The organism is Pseudomonas sp. DTU_2021_1001937_2_SI_NGA_ILE_001 (genome assembly GCF_032463525.1).
GTDB lineage: Bacteria > Pseudomonadota > Gammaproteobacteria > Pseudomonadales > Pseudomonadaceae > Aquipseudomonas.
The window spans coordinates 3,570,543-3,585,028 of record NZ_CP135971.1 but is presented as its reverse complement, the minus strand read 5'-3'; the positions used below and the strand labels follow the sequence as shown (position 1 = coordinate 3,585,028).

Annotated in this window: 13 protein-coding genes; 3 read left to right on the top strand and 10 right to left on the bottom strand. The window is 65.4% G+C overall.

The genetic code is table 11. The annotated features are described in order from the left end of the window. Positions 1 to 11 precede the first annotated feature (11 nt). From tssH to tssA, 10 genes are all read right to left on the bottom strand, one after another. The gene (tssH, locus tag RRX38_RS15415) at positions 12 to 2,690 is read right to left on the bottom strand and encodes a type VI secretion system ATPase TssH (RefSeq protein WP_315959813.1); all 2,679 of its coding nucleotides are present in this window, start codon (positions 2,688 to 2,690) and stop codon (positions 12 to 14) included. A gap of 5 nt (positions 2,691 to 2,695) precedes the next feature. Further along, complete coding sequence (gene tssG, locus RRX38_RS15410; protein ID WP_315959812.1) at positions 2,696 to 3,736, bottom strand: type VI secretion system baseplate subunit TssG; 1,041 nt, start codon at positions 3,734 to 3,736, stop codon at positions 2,696 to 2,698. Then, on the bottom strand, positions 3,700 to 5,556 hold the full coding sequence (tssF, locus tag RRX38_RS15405) for a type VI secretion system baseplate subunit TssF (protein ID WP_315959811.1): 1,857 nt from the start codon (positions 5,554 to 5,556) through the stop codon (positions 3,700 to 3,702). Before tssF ends, tssG begins: the two co-directional genes overlap by 37 nt. Then, positions 5,553 to 6,056 (bottom strand): type VI secretion system baseplate subunit TssE, encoded by a 504-nt coding sequence (gene tssE, locus RRX38_RS15400; RefSeq protein WP_295472313.1) that lies wholly within the window; start codon positions 6,054 to 6,056, stop codon positions 5,553 to 5,555. The genes tssF and tssE overlap by 4 nt, the downstream gene beginning before the upstream one ends. Before the next feature lie 5 nt (positions 6,057 to 6,061). Continuing rightward, complete coding sequence (locus RRX38_RS15395; RefSeq protein WP_315959810.1) at positions 6,062 to 6,508, bottom strand: hypothetical protein; 447 nt, start codon at positions 6,506 to 6,508, stop codon at positions 6,062 to 6,064. Next, positions 6,505 to 6,960, bottom strand: a complete 456-nt coding sequence (locus RRX38_RS15390) for a type VI secretion system amidase effector protein Tae4 (protein ID WP_315959809.1) — start codon at positions 6,958 to 6,960, stop codon at positions 6,505 to 6,507. Before RRX38_RS15390 ends, RRX38_RS15395 begins: the two co-directional genes overlap by 4 nt. A 69-nt stretch (positions 6,961 to 7,029) precedes the next feature. Next, the gene (locus tag RRX38_RS15385; protein WP_295472316.1) at positions 7,030 to 7,518 is read right to left on the bottom strand and encodes an Hcp family type VI secretion system effector; all 489 of its coding nucleotides are present in this window, start codon (positions 7,516 to 7,518) and stop codon (positions 7,030 to 7,032) included. Positions 7,519 to 7,599: 81 nt separating this feature from the next. Continuing rightward, complete coding sequence (gene tssC, locus RRX38_RS15380) at positions 7,600 to 9,093, bottom strand: type VI secretion system contractile sheath large subunit (protein ID WP_315959808.1); 1,494 nt, start codon at positions 9,091 to 9,093, stop codon at positions 7,600 to 7,602. Between the two features lie 15 nt (positions 9,094 to 9,108). Next, on the bottom strand, positions 9,109 to 9,627 hold the full coding sequence (tssB, locus tag RRX38_RS15375; RefSeq protein ID WP_295472318.1) for a type VI secretion system contractile sheath small subunit: 519 nt from the start codon (positions 9,625 to 9,627) through the stop codon (positions 9,109 to 9,111). An 86-nt stretch (positions 9,628 to 9,713) separates the two neighbouring features. Continuing rightward, positions 9,714 to 10,733, bottom strand: a complete 1,020-nt coding sequence (gene tssA, locus RRX38_RS15370; RefSeq protein ID WP_315959807.1) for a type VI secretion system protein TssA — start codon at positions 10,731 to 10,733, stop codon at positions 9,714 to 9,716. Positions 10,734 to 11,126: 393 nt separating this feature from the next. Here tssA and tagH point away from each other — a divergent pair, with 393 nt between their 5' ends. Genes tagH through tssK form a run of 3 tightly spaced genes read left to right on the top strand, consistent with a single transcriptional unit; the run spans position 11,127 to position 14,479 of the window. Beyond that, a complete protein-coding gene (tagH, locus tag RRX38_RS15365) occupies positions 11,127 to 12,611 on the top strand; it encodes a type VI secretion system-associated FHA domain protein TagH (RefSeq protein WP_315959806.1) in 1,485 nt (494 codons plus the stop codon). A 22-nt stretch (positions 12,612 to 12,633) separates the two neighbouring features. Then, entirely contained in the window at positions 12,634 to 13,128 is a 495-nt protein-coding gene (gene tssJ / locus RRX38_RS15360) for a type VI secretion system lipoprotein TssJ (protein ID WP_295472321.1), read from the top strand. Positions 13,129 to 13,144: 16 nt separating this feature from the next. Then, positions 13,145 to 14,479 carry a type VI secretion system baseplate subunit TssK gene (tssK, locus tag RRX38_RS15355; protein ID WP_315959805.1) on the top strand — a complete coding sequence of 445 codons (1,335 nt, stop codon included), beginning with the start codon at positions 13,145 to 13,147 and terminating at the stop codon, positions 14,477 to 14,479. The last annotated feature ends 7 nt before the right edge of the window (positions 14,480 to 14,486 follow it).

The window sequence follows — 14,486 nt, the reverse complement described above, 5'->3', positions numbered from 1 at the left end:
TTACTCATCACTCATTGCACATCAGCGAATTCGTAATGCAGTTGCCCGTCGCGCTGGCTGATGCGCACGCCGGCCAGTGGCTGGCCTTCGAGCATGCGGGTCAGGAACTCGCGGCTCATGTCCGGCAGCAGGGTGTTGGTCAGGATCGCATCGATCATCCGCCCACCGCTTTCGGTTTCGGTGCAGCGCGAAACGATCAGGTCGATCACCGAGTCGTCGTAGTCGAACGGCACCTTGTGGGTGCTCTCCACGCGCTTCTTGATGCGCCCCAGCTGCAGGTCGGTGATGGCCTTGAGCATGCTGTCGCTGAGCGGGTAGTAAGGGATGGTCACCAGGCGGCCGAGCAGGGCCGGCGGGAAGATTTCCAGCAGCGGCTGGCGCAGCGCCTTGGCGATGTCCTCCGGGTCGGGCACGTTCTGCGCGTCCTGGCACAGGTGGGCGATCAGCTCGGTGCCGGCGTTGGTGGTGAGCAGGATCAGCGTGTTCTTGAAGTCGATCAGGCGACCTTCGCCGTCTTCCATCACGCCCTTGTCGAACACCTGGAAGAAGATCTCGTGCACGTCCGGGTGGGCTTTCTCCACCTCGTCGAGCAGTACCACGCTGTACGGCTTGCGGCGCACCGCCTCGGTGAGTACGCCGCCTTCGCCATAACCCACGTAGCCCGGTGGCGCGCCCTTGAGGGTGGACACGGTGTGGGCTTCCTGGAACTCGCTCATGTTGATGGTGATGACGTTCTGTTCGCCGCCATACAGGGCTTCGGCCAGGGCCAGGGCGGTCTCGGTCTTGCCCACCCCGGAGGTGCCAGCGAGCATGAACACGCCGATCGGCTTGCTGGGGTTGTCGAGGCCGGCGCGGGACGTCTGGATGCGCTTGGCGATCATCTGCAGCGCATGGTCCTGGCCGATGATGCGTTTCTTCAGGTGCTGGTCGAGGTTGAGCACGGTTTCCAGCTCGTTGCGCGCCATGCGCCCCACCGGAATGCCAGTCCAGTCGGCCACCACCGAGGCCACCGCCTGGTAGTCCACGGTGGGCAGGATCAGCGGGTTCTCGCCCTGCAGCGCACTCAGGCGCCGTTGCAGCTCGACCAGTTGCTCGCGCAGCGCCTGGCCTTGTTCGGCCGGGGTGTCGCTGTCCACCACGCCAACGCTGTCGCGCAGTTGCGCACGCAGGGCCAGCAGTTCGTCGACCAGGCCCTTTTCTTCGGCCCAGCGCGCTTCCAGCCCGACCAGCCGTTCGCGCTCGGCGTCCAGCAGCGCCTGGCTGTTGGCTTGGCGGCTGCCCGTGTCGACGCCGATGGCGTGCTCGCGGGCGATGATCTGCAGCTCGGTTTCCAGGGCCTCGATGCGCCGACGGCTGTCGTCGACCTCGGCCGGCACCGCATGCAGGCTCACCGCCACGCGGGCGCAGGCGGTGTCGAGCAGGCTGACGGATTTGTCCGGCAGCTGGCGCGCCGGGATGTAGCGGTGCGACAGCTTCACCGAAGCTTCCAGGGCCTCATCGAGGATCTGCACCTGGTGATGCTGCTCCATGGTCGAGGCCACGCCGCGCATCATCAGCAGCGCCTTGTCTTCCGACGGCTCGTCGACCTGCACCACCTGGAAGCGCCGGGTCAGGGCCGGGTCTTTCTCGATGTGCTTCTTGTACTCGGCCCAGGTGGTCGCCGCCACGGTACGCAGGCTGCCGCGGGCCAGGGCCGGCTTGAGCAGGTTGGCGGCATCGCCGGTGCCCGCCGCGCCACCGGCGCCGACCAGGGTGTGGGCTTCGTCGATGAACAGGATGATCGGCTTGGGCGAGGCCTGCACGTCTTCGATGACCTGGCGTAGGCGCTGTTCGAACTCGCCCTTCATGCTCGCCCCGGCCTGCAGCAGGCCGACGTCGAGGCTGCGCAGTTCAACGTCTTTGAGCGCCGGCGGTACGTCGCCGGCGACGATGCGCAGGGCGAAGCCTTCGACCACGGCGGTCTTGCCCACCCCGGCCTCGCCGGTGAGGATCGGGTTGTTCTGCCGACGGCGCATGAGGATGTCCACCAGTTGGCGGATTTCCTCGTCGCGGCCGACGATGGGGTCCAGCTCGCCGTTGCGCGCCTGCTCGGTGAGGTCGATGGTGAATTTCTTCAGGGCTTCCTGCTTGCCCATCGCGCTCGGTGCCATGGCGCCGCTGGCTTCGCCCGGTGCGGCACCGGCATTGAAACCGTCGGTGGCGGCGAGGGCATTCTCCGGCGAGTCGCCAACGTACTCGTCGAAGCGCTCGGTGAGGCTTTCGATCTTCAGCTTGGCGAACTCGCCAGACAATCCCAGCAGCGCATTGCGCAGGCTCGGGGTCTTGAGGATGCCGATGAGCAGGTAGCCGGTACGCACCTGGCTTTCGCCGAACATCAGGCTGCCGTACACCCAGCCGCGCTCCACGGCTTCCTCGACGTGCGAGGACAGGTCGGTGATCGAGGTCGAGCCGCGTGGCAGGCGGTCCAGCGCGTCGGTCAGGTCACGGGCCAGGCGTGCCGGCTCGACGTTGAACTGGCGCACGATGCGGTGCAGGTCGCTGTCTTGCAGTTGCAGCAACTGGTGCAGCCAGTGCGCCAGCTCCACGTAGGGGTTGCCGCGCAGCTTGCAGAACACCGTGGCGGCCTCGATGGCCTTGTAGGCGACGCTGTTGAGTTTGCCGAACAGCGCGGCACGACTGATTTCACTCATCTTGTTCAGGTCCTTGAGGTGGGTGTCGCGCCGCTTTGGTCGGCGTAGTGGCGGGCCAGGATCAGGTCGTCAGCGTCCTTTTCCGGAGTGCCCAGCCAGGTGTTGAAGCCCAGCCGCTGGCGGCCGTTGAGTTGCAGGCGTGGAACCTCGGGTTGTTCCAGCACCAGGTTCAGGTCCCAGTCCAGTTCGTGGCCCAGGTACTCGGTGACCCAGGCCACCAGTTCACGGAACGGCTGGCCGTCGGGCAGCATGCCCATGTAGTCGTCGAGCTTCAGCGGCCCCAGGCGAATGCGGAACTTGTGCTGGCGGTCCCAGACATGACTGCCCAGGCACAGGTCAATGCCCAGCCGGTTGGACGTCACTCCGACCCGGCTGCGTTCAGGCAGTTCCAGCCACTGGCCGACGTATTCCTCGATGCTCACCGGCAGCCCGAAGTACTCGCCGAGAATCGCCCGCAGGCCGTCCGGGTAGCGGGTCTGTGCTGCCAGGTGGCCGCTGTAGTGCAGCATCGCGGTGCCCGGCAGTTCGCCCTGCTCCAGTTGCCCCGGCAGGCCCCGGCCACACAGCGCGGCCAGGCGCCCCGACCAGTAGTCGTCGTCCGGGCGGTCGTGGCTGACGGTAGGCCGGGCCTCGGCCCAGGCGCGGTAGAACAGGCTAAGCAAGCGGTGGTGGAAAACGTCGAGAAAGCGCTTGCTGGCGGTGTCGGCATGGTTGCGCTGGCGCTCGCGCACGTACTCGGTCAGGTGCAGCGGCAGCGGGCCGTTGGGGCCGCCAAGGCCGAAAAAGAACTGCTCCAGGCGCGCGGCGGCGTCATCGCTGGCGGGCTGCGCACTGGCCAGGGTCGAGGGCGCAAAGGTACTTTCCTGGCGCTGGCCGAGGCGCACCGGGTCGTCTTCCAGGCGCAGCGAATGGCCCAGGCGTGGCAGGTCGGGGTTTTCGCACTCGATGCGCCGCAGGGCCTGGAAGAAGTCGTACTCCCAGGGCTTGTCCTGCATGGCCTCCAGCGTGTTCATAGGGTCGGACGCCGACCGGGCTTGGCTTTCCATCGCATGATCTCGCCGCGTTCGGTGCTGCGCAGCACCGTTTCGGTAAAGCTGTTGATCGACACGTAGCGTGCCAGGAAGCGTTCGAACACGGCCCCGAGCAGGAACACGCCACTGCCGCGAAAGGCGTTCTCGTCGAATTCCAGGGTGATCTCCAGGCCGCGACCGAAGACGATCGGCCCCGGCATCGGCAGGCGGCGGGTCACCGGCTTGCTGCTGACCTCGCGCAGGCCCTCGATCTGCAGTTGCAGCGCGGCGTCCTGGTCATCGCCGTACAGGCGCAGCATTTCGCGCAGCGCCGCCGCGCCCTGGCCCTGTTCGGCCAGTGACAGGTGATTCAGTGACAGCTGGCTGATCAGCCGCCAGGCCTTGTTGTCGTGGGCATGGCTGGCACGCGGGCGACTGGGGCCGGCCAGGCAGCGAATCGCCGACACCGGTGCGCTGTCGGCCAGGGTGAAATCGCTGGCGCCACCGAGGCGCATGAACAGCGGCAGGTCGCGGTTGGTGCACAGCGCCGTCAGGCCCAGCTGGCGCAGGTCGTGGCGCCATGGCGCTTGCTGGCTGTCGACCAGGCTGACGAAGGTCTCGCTGCCCACGTAGCTGGAGCGCGTGCCGCTGCGCTGCTGTTCGCTGGACAGCACGCGGGGTTCGCGGCGCAGGATGTAGTAGGCCTTGTCGCGGCCATAGCGCGACGGGTCGCGCACCGCGTAGAACGGCAGGAACGGTTGGTCGGGGCCGGTACCATGCCCGGTGACCCCGGTGATCGAATGAATCTCGAAGTCCATCGGCCGGGTACGGTCGGCGATGGCATGGTATTCGTGCACCCGGTCGCTGAGGTGAATGCGGTCGAGGCGTCGCGGGAACAGGTTGATCGCCGGGGTGCAGAAGGGCACCAGTTGCTCGCGGCCGACGCTGTTCTCCAGGTTCGGGTCCAGGCGGTCGAACAGCACGATCAGTTCCAGCTCCTGGCCGTTGCAGCGTTTGACCGCGCGCTCCAGGCCGCTGAAGTCGACGAACAGAAAGCGTTGCGGCAGGGCGAAGTACTCCTGCAGCAGGCGGTAGCCCTGGAAGGCCTGGGGCACCACCGGCAAGGCGGCCTCGGCGTCGTCGAAACCGCAAGGGCGCAGGGTATCGATCGGCAGGCGCTCGACCCAGTCGCTGCCCGGTTGACGGGCGAACACCGCGCAGGCATTGCCCAGCAACTGCTCGTAGAGGCGGTGCGGCAGTTCGTCGGCGCCGTGGAGGTACAGCGGCAGGTTGGTCAGCGCCAGGCTGTTGAACGGCAGCTCTGCGCCGGTGCGCAAGGTGAAGCGCAGCGCCGCCTTGGCCTTGGGTTCACTGGCGGCCAGGCGCCCCAGCACGGTGGCTGGCTGGGCGAAGTACTCGGCCTGGCTGACCTGCAGCGGCCACAGCTGCACCTGCTGGGTGGTGCGGTATTCGCAGGAGGTCTGCGAGTCGCGGCCCAGGGCAGCACGCAGCACGCTGCCGCGCGGCAGCGGGAAACCGTCGGCCAGCGAACCTTCGTCCGGGTCGGCGTGCATCTGCACCACGGTCATCGACGGGGTCGGTGCCAGGTAGTGCGGGTAGGCGATTTCCAGCAAGTTATGGGTGAAGGTCGGGTACTCGGCATCGAGCTTGAGCTGCACCCGCGCGGTCAGGTAGGCGAAGCCTTCCAGCAGCCGCTCCACGTAGGGGTCGGCGCAGTCCAGGCCGGCCAGGGTCAGGCGCCCGGCGATCTTCGGATATTCACGGGCGAATTCCTGGGCGCTCTCCCGGATGTGCTGCAGCTCCTGGTTGTAGAGCCCGAGCAGGCGTGGGTTCATGAGCGTCTCCGTTGGTCGGCAGGCAGGACCTGCACGTGGCCGGACTCCAGGTCCAGCTCGGTGCGCAGCAGCAGCGGCAGGGCTACCGGCTGCGCCCAGAGGTCACCCTGGATCTCGAAACTCAGGGCGTTGTGGTTCATCTGTTCGTGGCCTAGATGCGCACGCACCCGCACGGTGTGCGCCAGGATGCGCGGCTCGAAGGTGGTGATGGCGCGGTGGATGAGGCTTTCCAGCACGGCGATGTCGACACTCGACACGCTGGTGCCGGACAGCGCCGGCAGGCCGTAGTTGACCACCGAGGTGCCGGCCGGGGTGTTCAATGTGTCGTCGGCATCCAGCAGCGAGGTGGTGTTGAGCAGCCAGGTCAGGTCGCGCAGCACCGAGGCCTTGAGCTGATTGAGCGAGAGCACGCGGCGGTCGGCACTTTCCTGCGGGTTGCCGGGCTCGTCGTCGGTCAGACGGTCGAGCAGGGAGGGCTGCAGGCGTTCGCGTGGGGTCATGGGGTTTACCAATCGAAGAGCGCCACGAAGTTCTTCTGATCGATCACGCCCTTCATGCACATGGCGTTGCGCGCGACCATCGAGGCCTCCAGCTGCCCTTTCATCAGGCGCACGGCCTGGAACTGGGTGTCGCAGGCATGGCTCGGGGCAGGCTCCGGCACAGCGTGATAGACAATGACGATCTCCGAGCCCTGGTTGAACTTCTCAACCCGTGGCTGCCCGTTGCGGTCCTGGCTGAATGCGCAGGGCCAGGGGATTTCCAGTGACAGCAGGCTGCCGTCGTCCTTGCGCAAGGAGCAGTGGCGATTCTGATCCTGCAAGGTCAGCGTCATGCCGCTCAGAGAGACGGATGCCGACTCATTCAGCGGCGCGTCTTCAGGTTGCCCGGCGCAAGCCGGCAGGCTCAGCGACAAAGCGCTCAGCAAGAGGGCTCCACGAAGGTTGCGGTTCATGACAGCTCCCAGAACCAGACCTGTCTGGAACGAAAAGTCGGGTCATCGAAGGTTTGGGTCTTGCCTCGGTTCCAGACATCGATGTGGTCGCCACTTCTGTTCTCGAAGGACTCTCCCGCGCGGGAAAAGCAATCCTTGAAAAAAATGATGCCGGTTTTCTGAGCGAGCTTTTTCCGTTCTTCGATGCTGCCACCCAGGACTGTCGGGCGGCCCAGGTGGTGTTTCCACAGCCAGTTGGCGAGCGATTCTGCGCCGCGTGCGTGTCCATGAGCGCACTTGGGATCGCTGTAGGTCGACTTGTTCACTCTGATCGTGAGTTCGTCCGATAACGCAATGCTCATTCGAATGGCGCATTGATTATCCCAACCGCCATCACAAGGATTCCCGGCGGGGTACTCCTTCATGATTTTCTGATAGGCGGCCAACAGATTGATGAACGAAGGCTTGGCCATGACGTGTTGTCCTTTCTGCATGGAACCCTGATGCCAATCGCCCCCGGCACACGGCCGGGGGCGAGGGGCTTACATCTTGACGTTGGAGCGGATGTTCCAGCCGTACTTGATCGGGCCGCCTTCCTTCGAACCATCGGCCTTCTGCGGCTGATAGTCGACGCTGACCTTGGCGAAGTTCAGGGTGACGTTCTCGATCAGGCGATCATCGCTGCCCGAGCCGCCGGTGCTCAGCGAGGAAATCAGTACTTCTTCGAGGTTGATGATCAGGTACTCGACCTGGTTGTCGCCGCCGGCCTTGCGCACGGTCAGGGTGACCTTGTCGACGTGCTTGCCGCTGGAGCAATGCATCATCAGGTTGGGGGTCGCCTTGTCGACGTACTTGGTCAGCGACAGGTCCTGGATGCTGACCTTGCCCGCACCGCCGCCGGTGCCGGTGTGCATGTTGCCGGACTGGGACATGCCCCAGCTCCAGTTCAGCACTTCGATTTCGTCCTTGTGAGTCTTGTCCTGAGACTCGCCCTTGATATCACCGATCTTGATGAAAATATCGACAGCCATGGTTTCTCCTGATGCGGCATGGGCCGCTGGGTGAAGTTGTGAACAGGCCTGGCGGGTGCGGTCCGCCAGGCCGGCAGATCATTACGCGCCTTTGGCCGATGGCAGCTTGGACACCAGGCGCAGCGACACGGTCAGGCCTTCGAGCTGGTAGTGCGGACGCAGGAAGAACTTCGAGGTGTAGTAGCCAGGGTTGCCCTCGACGTCCTCGACCACCACCTCGGCGGCGGCCAGCGGGTGCTGGGCCTTGGTGGTTTCGGTGGAGTGGGTCGGGTCGCCGTCGACATAGTTGAGGATCCAGTCCTGCAGCCAGCGCTGCATGTCGTCCTTCTCCTTGAACGAGCCGATCTTGTCGCGAACGATGCACTTGAGGTAATGCGCGAAGCGGCAGGTGGCGAACAGGTAAGGCAGGCGCGCGGCCAGGTTGGCGTTGGCGGTGGCGTCCGGGTCGTCGTACTCGGCCGGCTTCTGCAGCGACTGGGCACCGATGAACGCCGCGAAATCGGTGTTCTTCTTGTGCAGCAGCGGCATGAAGCCGTTCTTCGCCAGTTCGGCCTCGCGGCGGTCGGAAATGGCGATCTCGGTCGGGCACTTCATGTCCACGCCACCGTCGTCGGTGGGGAAGGTGTGCGCCGGCAGGTTCTCGACCTCGCCGCCGGACTCTACGCCACGGATGCGCGAGCACCAGCCGTAGTGCTTGAACGAGCGGTTGATGTTCACGCCCATGGCGTAGGCGGCGTTGGCCCAGGTGTACTTGGCGCTGTCGGCACCGTCGGTGTCTTCTTCGAAGGCGAAGGCTTCTACCGGGTCGGTCTTGGCGCCGTAGGGCAGGCGCGCCAGGAAGCGCGGCATGGTCAGGCCGATGTAGCGCGAATCTTCGGACTCACGCAGCGAGCGCCAGCCGGCGTACTCGGGGGTGGTGAAGATCTTGGTCAGGTCGCGCGGGTTGGACAGTTCCTGCCAGGAGCCCATGCCCATGACGGTTGGCGAGGCGGCAGAGATGAACGGCGCGTGCATCGCCGCGCAGACCTTCGACAGCTCGCCGAGCAGCTCGACATCCGGTGGCGACTGATCGAAGTAGTAGTCGCCGATCAGGCAGCCGTAGGGCTCGCCACCGAACTGGCCGTACTCTTCCTCGTACATCTTCTTGAAGATCGGGCTCTGGTCCCAGGCCGTGCCCTTGAACTTCTTCAGGGTCTTGTGCAGCTCCGGCTTGGAGATGTTCAGCACGCGAATCTTCAGCTGCTCATCGGTCTCGGTGTTGTTCACCAGGTAGTGCAGGCCGCGCCAGGCGCTTTCGACCTGCTGGAACTGCGGGTTGTGGATGATCTGGTTGACCTGGGCGGTGAGCTTGGCGTCGATGGCGGCGATGATCGATTCGATCGACTTGATGGCGTCGTTGGACACCAGGTCGGTTTGCGCCAGAGCCTGTTCGGCCAGGGTGCGCACGGCGGTTTCCACCGCTTCGCGGGCCCGCTCGGTCTTGGGTTTGAATTCCTGCAGCAGCAGCGAAGCGAATTCGCTGGTCTGTTCCTGGGTGGCCGCCTGGGCCTGGTTGTCGCGCAGCTGTTCGGTCATGGTCGTGGGTCCTGATCAGGCGTTGGGCTCGGCGTCGTCCTTGGGCTTGGGCGCACTCGCCAAGGCCTGGAGCAGCGCTGGGTCCTTGATGGCCTTGAGGATGATCTCTTCGGCACCGGTCTTGCCGTCCATGTAGGTCAGCAGGTTGGCCAACTGGGTGCGGGCTTCGAGCAGCTGGTTCAGCGAGTCGACCTTGCGCGCCACGGCGGCCGGGCTGAAGTCGTCCATGCTCTCGAAGGTGATGTCGACGCTCAGGTTGCCTTCGCCGGTCAGCTCGTTGGGGGTGTGGAAGGCCACACGCGGTTGCAGTGCCTTGAGCCGCGAGTCGAAGTTGTCGACGTCGATCTCCAGGAACTTGCGCTCGGCCACGGGCGCCAGGGGTTCGGCGGGCTTGCCGGTCAGGTCGGCCATGACGCCCATGACGAAGGGCAGCTGGACCTTCTTCTCGGCACCGTACAGTTCCACGTCGTATTCGATCTGCACGCGGGGCGCACGGTTGCGCGCAATGAATTTCTGCGAACTGGTTTTCGCCACGTTGCTCCTCCTGGTCGCTGCTGCGACGGTGTTGGCGTCGATGCCTATAACGGGCTGCGCGGCCCGGCGCTGATCCGCTGGGCGGGTCAGTCAGCCTCGGGGCCGCGCAGGTTCTCAAACTGGGACATGCCGTCGGGAATCAGGTTGCGCACGATGCTTGCGAAATCCGCGTTGACCAGGCCCTTGGCGCGGTTCAACAGCACCGGCAGCGGGCTGGAGGGCTCGTGGCGGGCGTAGTAGGCCAGCAGGCGGTCGAGGCTGCGCAGCACGTCATCGCGGTTGTTGATCTCGCCACTGACCGTCGGGCGCGCTGGCGCAGGCGCCAGGGCCGGGCTGTCGCCCAGAGGCTCGGCTGCTGCTGCCGGGGCGGCGTCCGGCTCATCGGCCGGGGCGGCTTCGCCCAGCACCTGCAGGGCCTGGCGCAGCGGCTGCTTGAGCGCCGAGAGGTCCACGCCCTGGGCCGAACCCACCTGCTCATTGACGATGGCTTCGATGCTGGCGGCGCGGGCCAGGGCCAGGCTCAGGGCCTCGCGGGTTTCCTGCAGGCTCTGCGGATCGCTGTCGCGCAGGGCCGCGTTGAAGGTATCCAGGCCCAGGTTTTCGTCAGCGGACACTTGCAGCCCGCAGGCGTGCAGCGCAGCGCGCAGGCTCAGGGTGCCGAAGGCGCGGGAACGTACCAGGGGGCTTTCGCGCAGCAGGCGCAGGTTGGTGTCGCAGGCCAGGCCGGAAAGGGCATTGATGCGCAGGGTCGGGTCGTTGTCGTCATCGGCATCGAGCAGTGGGTACAGCTCGGCCCAGTACTGACGCAGCAGTTGCTCGACCAGTTCGAGGGTGTTGGCCAGGCCGGGTAGCCCGTCCAGGGCCAGCGCGCTCTGGACCAGGTAGTGGGTGATGCGCAGGTCCTTGCTGCGCTGCAGCAGGGCCACGCTGGCCTGCTCCATCTGGCGCCACGGCGGAGGTTCTGCCGGCTGCACGGCATCGCCCATGACGCGCTCGGGCTTGCCCAGCGCATCACGTTCGAGTTGCAGGAAATCCGCGTCGTATTCCAGGTCTTCACCGCAAGGGGAGTTGGCTGAAACAGCGGAAAGCAACAATGAGACATCCACCAAACCTGATCTCCTTATCTACTCAGATGATGTCTTGCAGCCGGTTAAGAAATTTTTTTGAACCATTTTTTAGTGTGGATGTCGCGCATGGTTAGTTAATGGCAACCTGATATCACACAAATAACGGAGTTGTGCATTTTTGAAGTAGCGCACAGGGCTTGTCAAGCCGTGTATATGGGCGATAGGCCAGTGATTGTGATGAGCGTAACAGTGTGCATGTTATTTTGACATCGCGGGTGTCGGCATGATTATCATGGCGCGCCAATTGCCCTAAGTCCTGATCGGGCAAAGTGGGAAATTTATTGAACTTTCGGTTCGAGGGCTTGTCTGGCCTCGATCACGAAGCATTCATGGGCGGCGAAAGTTGATGTGCGATATAGGCAGGGAGGCACCATGTCGCTGTGCTTGACCATAACTAGTTACCACAAGATTACACCGGGTCAATGCGCTGAAAAGAGCATGGACAGCGGTGTGATGGCAATTGGCCGTAGTCAAGAGAATGACTGGGTACTTCCCGATCCAGAGCGGTTGGTATCTTCGCGGCATTGCGTCATTCAATATAAGGACGGCCGCTATTATCTCACCGACACCAGCACTAATGGCGTTGAGCTAGTACAGGCGGGCGTGCGCCTGCGTCGCGGTAACAGCGAAGTATTGCAGGATGGTGAACTCATCCGTATTGGCGAATACGAGATTCGCGTGCGCATCGATTTCGCCATGCACCTGGCCGAGCCCGGTGCCTCGTCTGTTGAAGCGCCGAACAGCTTCGAGGCGTTGATGAGCCGCCAGGACAGCCAATGGCAGCCTTCGTCGGGTGCGCCGGCGGTGACTTCCGGCATGGCGCATCTGCAGGGTGGTTCGGCTCAGGACACATTCCCCGACCTGTTCGATTTCCTCGGTCCTTCCAGCGTGGCGCCGGCGACCCAGCCGGACCATGTACCGGCCCGCCAGCATGACTTCCGGCCGCCCACCCCGGTGCACCTCGACAAGCCTGCAACACCTGCGCCCCCGCCGACTGCCGCCGCGCCTGGCGGTGCCGGGCTGATTCCAGATGACTGGGACCCGTTCGCCGACATCATTGCCCCGCAGCCGCAGCCGCAGCCGCAGCCACCGCAAGTGCCGCCAGCGGCAGCGGAACCGGCGCCGGTTTTCGAGCCTGTGCCTCCAGTGGTTACCGAGCCATTGCCTGAGGTGGCGCCATTGCCGGTCGCCGAGCCGCTGGCCGTCGAGCCCGTTGCGGTAGCCGCTGCACCGCAGCCCGTCAGCCCTCCACCCGGCGCCGGGGCTTCCGATGTGCTGTTGCAGGCCTTCCTGCGCGGTGCCGGCCTGGACCAGCTGCGTGTCGATACTCAGCAGGCCGAAGCGCAGATTGAGGCCATCGGGCGCAGCTACCGGCTGATGGTCGAAGGCCTGATCGACGTGCTGCGCGCGCGCAGCAGCCTCAAGGGCGAGTTCCGCATGCAGCAGACCATGATCCGCCCGGTCGAGAACAACCCGCTGAAGTTCGCCCCCAACGCCGATGAAGCCCTGCTGTTGCTGCTGCGCCATGGCAACAACGCCTTCATGGGCCCGGAACAGGCGATCCAGGACAGCTTCGATGACCTGCGCGCCCACCAGTTGGCGGTGATGGCCGGTGTCGAGGCGGCCATCAAGCACCTGCTCAAGCGCTTCGCGCCTGCCGAGCTGGAGGCGCGCATGGGCAAGCCTGGCGGCTTGTCGGGCCTGTTGGGCGGCTCGCGGCAGGCGCAGTACTGGCAGCAGTTCACCGCCTTGTATGAGCGTATTTCCCAGGAAGCCGAAGACGACTTCCAGGACCTCTTCGGTCGCGAGTTCAGCCGTGCCTATGAAGCGCACAGCGAACGCTTGCGGCGCTCCTGAGAATCCCGCCGTGAGAACCCAGATGCTCGCCTCCGTTGCCCGAATCTTCCTGCTGGCCAGCCTGCTCAGCGCCTGTTCCACGCCCGCGCCCGAGACGCCAGGCGAAGCCGAACGCGCCGTGACCCTCGACCTGCATGCCAGTGCCGCACTCAACCCCGGCGCCACCGGCCAGCCGGCCCCGGTGCGGGTGCGCATCTTCGAACTGAAGAACGCCGCCGCCTTCAGCCGTGCCGATTACTTCGCCCTGGCCGAGCGCGCCGCGCAGACCCTGGGGCCGGACCTGGTGGACCAGGACGAAGTGCTGTTGCGCCCCGGTGAAACCCGCAGCGTGGTGCGCCCGTTGAATCCGGCGACCCGCCATGTGGGCCTGGTGGTGGGTTACCGCGAGATCGACCGCGCGCGCTGGCGCACGGTGCTCGACGTCTCGCCGCGCCAGGGCCAGCAATACCGGATCGACCTCGATGCGCAGGCGGTGCGCAGCGATGCCGTGAACCCCGCAACCCGCACCGCTCAATAAGGCAATCGGAGAAGTCATGTCCTGGAACAATCGTGTGGTCTGGTCGGAAGGCATGTTCATCGGAACCCAGCACTTCCAGCAGCATGACCGTTACCTGGAGAACCTGATCGACGCCCGCAGCCGTCCGCTGTCGGCCGCCGGCTGGGGCTTTTCCGAGCTGCTCATCGACCAGGGCCTGCTGGCACAGGGCAAGCTGGCGATCGTCGCCGCGCGCGGCCTGCTGCCCGACGGCACGCCGTTCAACATTCCCCACGACGACCCGGCGCCGAGCCCGATCGCGCTGGACGACAACGTGCGCGACGGTCTGGTGTACCTGGGCCTGCCACTGCGCCGTGCCGGCGTGCGCGACACCGTGGAAGAGGGCGAGACGCCCGGTGCGGCGCGTTACCTGAGCCAGGTGCGCGAAGTGCGTGACGACAACGCCGCGTTCGAGAGCCGCGTGCCGGTGGCGGTGGGCGCGCGAGCGCTGCGTCTGCTCACCGAGAAGGACGGCCTGAGCGACTACGCGGTACTCGGCGTGGTGCGCGTTACCGAGAAGCGTGCCGACAACGTGCTGCTGCTCGACGAACAGTACATTCCACCGCTGCTGGATGTGGCCGCCAGCCGCCCGCTGAGCGCCTTTCGCAGCGAGCTGCAGGGCCTGCTGCGTCAGCGCGGCGAAGCCCTGGCCGGTCGCGTGGTGGCCTCCGGCGCGGGCGGTGCTTCGGAAATCGCCGACTTCATGCTGCTGCAGCTGGTCAACCGCGCCGAGCCGCTGGTCCAGCACCTCGGCCAACTGGCGCCCCTGCACCCGGAGCGCTTCTACAGCGAACTGGTCAGCCTGGCCGGTGAGTTCGCCACCTTCTCTACCCGCGAGCATCGCCCGCAGGAATTCCCGCGTTACCAGCACGACGACCTGCAGGTCAGCTTCGCACCGGTGATGCAGGCGCTGCGCGAGGCGCTGTCGATGCTGATCGACAGCAAGGCGGTGCCAATCCCCATCGTCGAGAAGGCCTACGGCGTGCACGTGGCGATGCTGGCCGACAAGACCCTGCTGGACAACGCCAGCTTCATCCTCGTGGTGCGCGCCGACATCCCCGGCGAAACCCTGCGCGCGCGCTTCGGCCAGCAGAGCAAGGTCGGCTCGGTGGAGCACATCCGCGACCTGGTCAACCTGCAACTGCCCGGCATTGGCCTGCTGCCGCTGCCGGTGGCGCCACGCCAGCTGCCGTTCCACGTCGGCTCGACCTACTACGAGCTGGACCGCGGCAGCGACCACTGGCAGCAGCTGAGCCGTTCCGGCGGCTTCGCCTTCCACATTGCCGGTGAATTCCCCGGCCTGAACCTGGCTTTCTGGGCGATTCGAGGATAAGACCGCG

Excerpts from the sequence above, each read along its gene's own strand:
- tssH (WP_315959813.1), bottom strand. The coding sequence starts at position 2,690 with ATGAGTGAAATCAGTCGTGCCGCGCTGTTCGGCAAACTCAACAGCGTC.
- tssG (WP_315959812.1), bottom strand. The coding sequence starts at position 3,736 with ATGGAAAGCCAAGCCCGGTCGGCGTCCGACCCTATGAACACGCTGGAG.
- tssF (WP_315959811.1), bottom strand. The coding sequence starts at position 5,556 with ATGAACCCACGCCTGCTCGGGCTCTACAACCAGGAGCTGCAGCACATC.
- tssE (WP_295472313.1), bottom strand. The coding sequence starts at position 6,056 with ATGACCCCACGCGAACGCCTGCAGCCCTCCCTGCTCGACCGTCTGACC.
- RRX38_RS15395 (WP_315959810.1), bottom strand. The coding sequence starts at position 6,508 with ATGAACCGCAACCTTCGTGGAGCCCTCTTGCTGAGCGCTTTGTCGCTG.
- RRX38_RS15390 (WP_315959809.1), bottom strand. The coding sequence starts at position 6,960 with ATGGCCAAGCCTTCGTTCATCAATCTGTTGGCCGCCTATCAGAAAATC.
- RRX38_RS15385 (WP_295472316.1), bottom strand. The coding sequence starts at position 7,518 with ATGGCTGTCGATATTTTCATCAAGATCGGTGATATCAAGGGCGAGTCT.
- tssC (WP_315959808.1), bottom strand. The coding sequence starts at position 9,093 with ATGACCGAACAGCTGCGCGACAACCAGGCCCAGGCGGCCACCCAGGAA.
- tagH (WP_315959806.1), top strand. The coding sequence starts at position 11,127 with ATGTCGCTGTGCTTGACCATAACTAGTTACCACAAGATTACACCGGGT.
- tssJ (WP_295472321.1), top strand. The coding sequence starts at position 12,634 with ATGCTCGCCTCCGTTGCCCGAATCTTCCTGCTGGCCAGCCTGCTCAGC.
- tssK (WP_315959805.1), top strand. The coding sequence starts at position 13,145 with ATGTCCTGGAACAATCGTGTGGTCTGGTCGGAAGGCATGTTCATCGGA.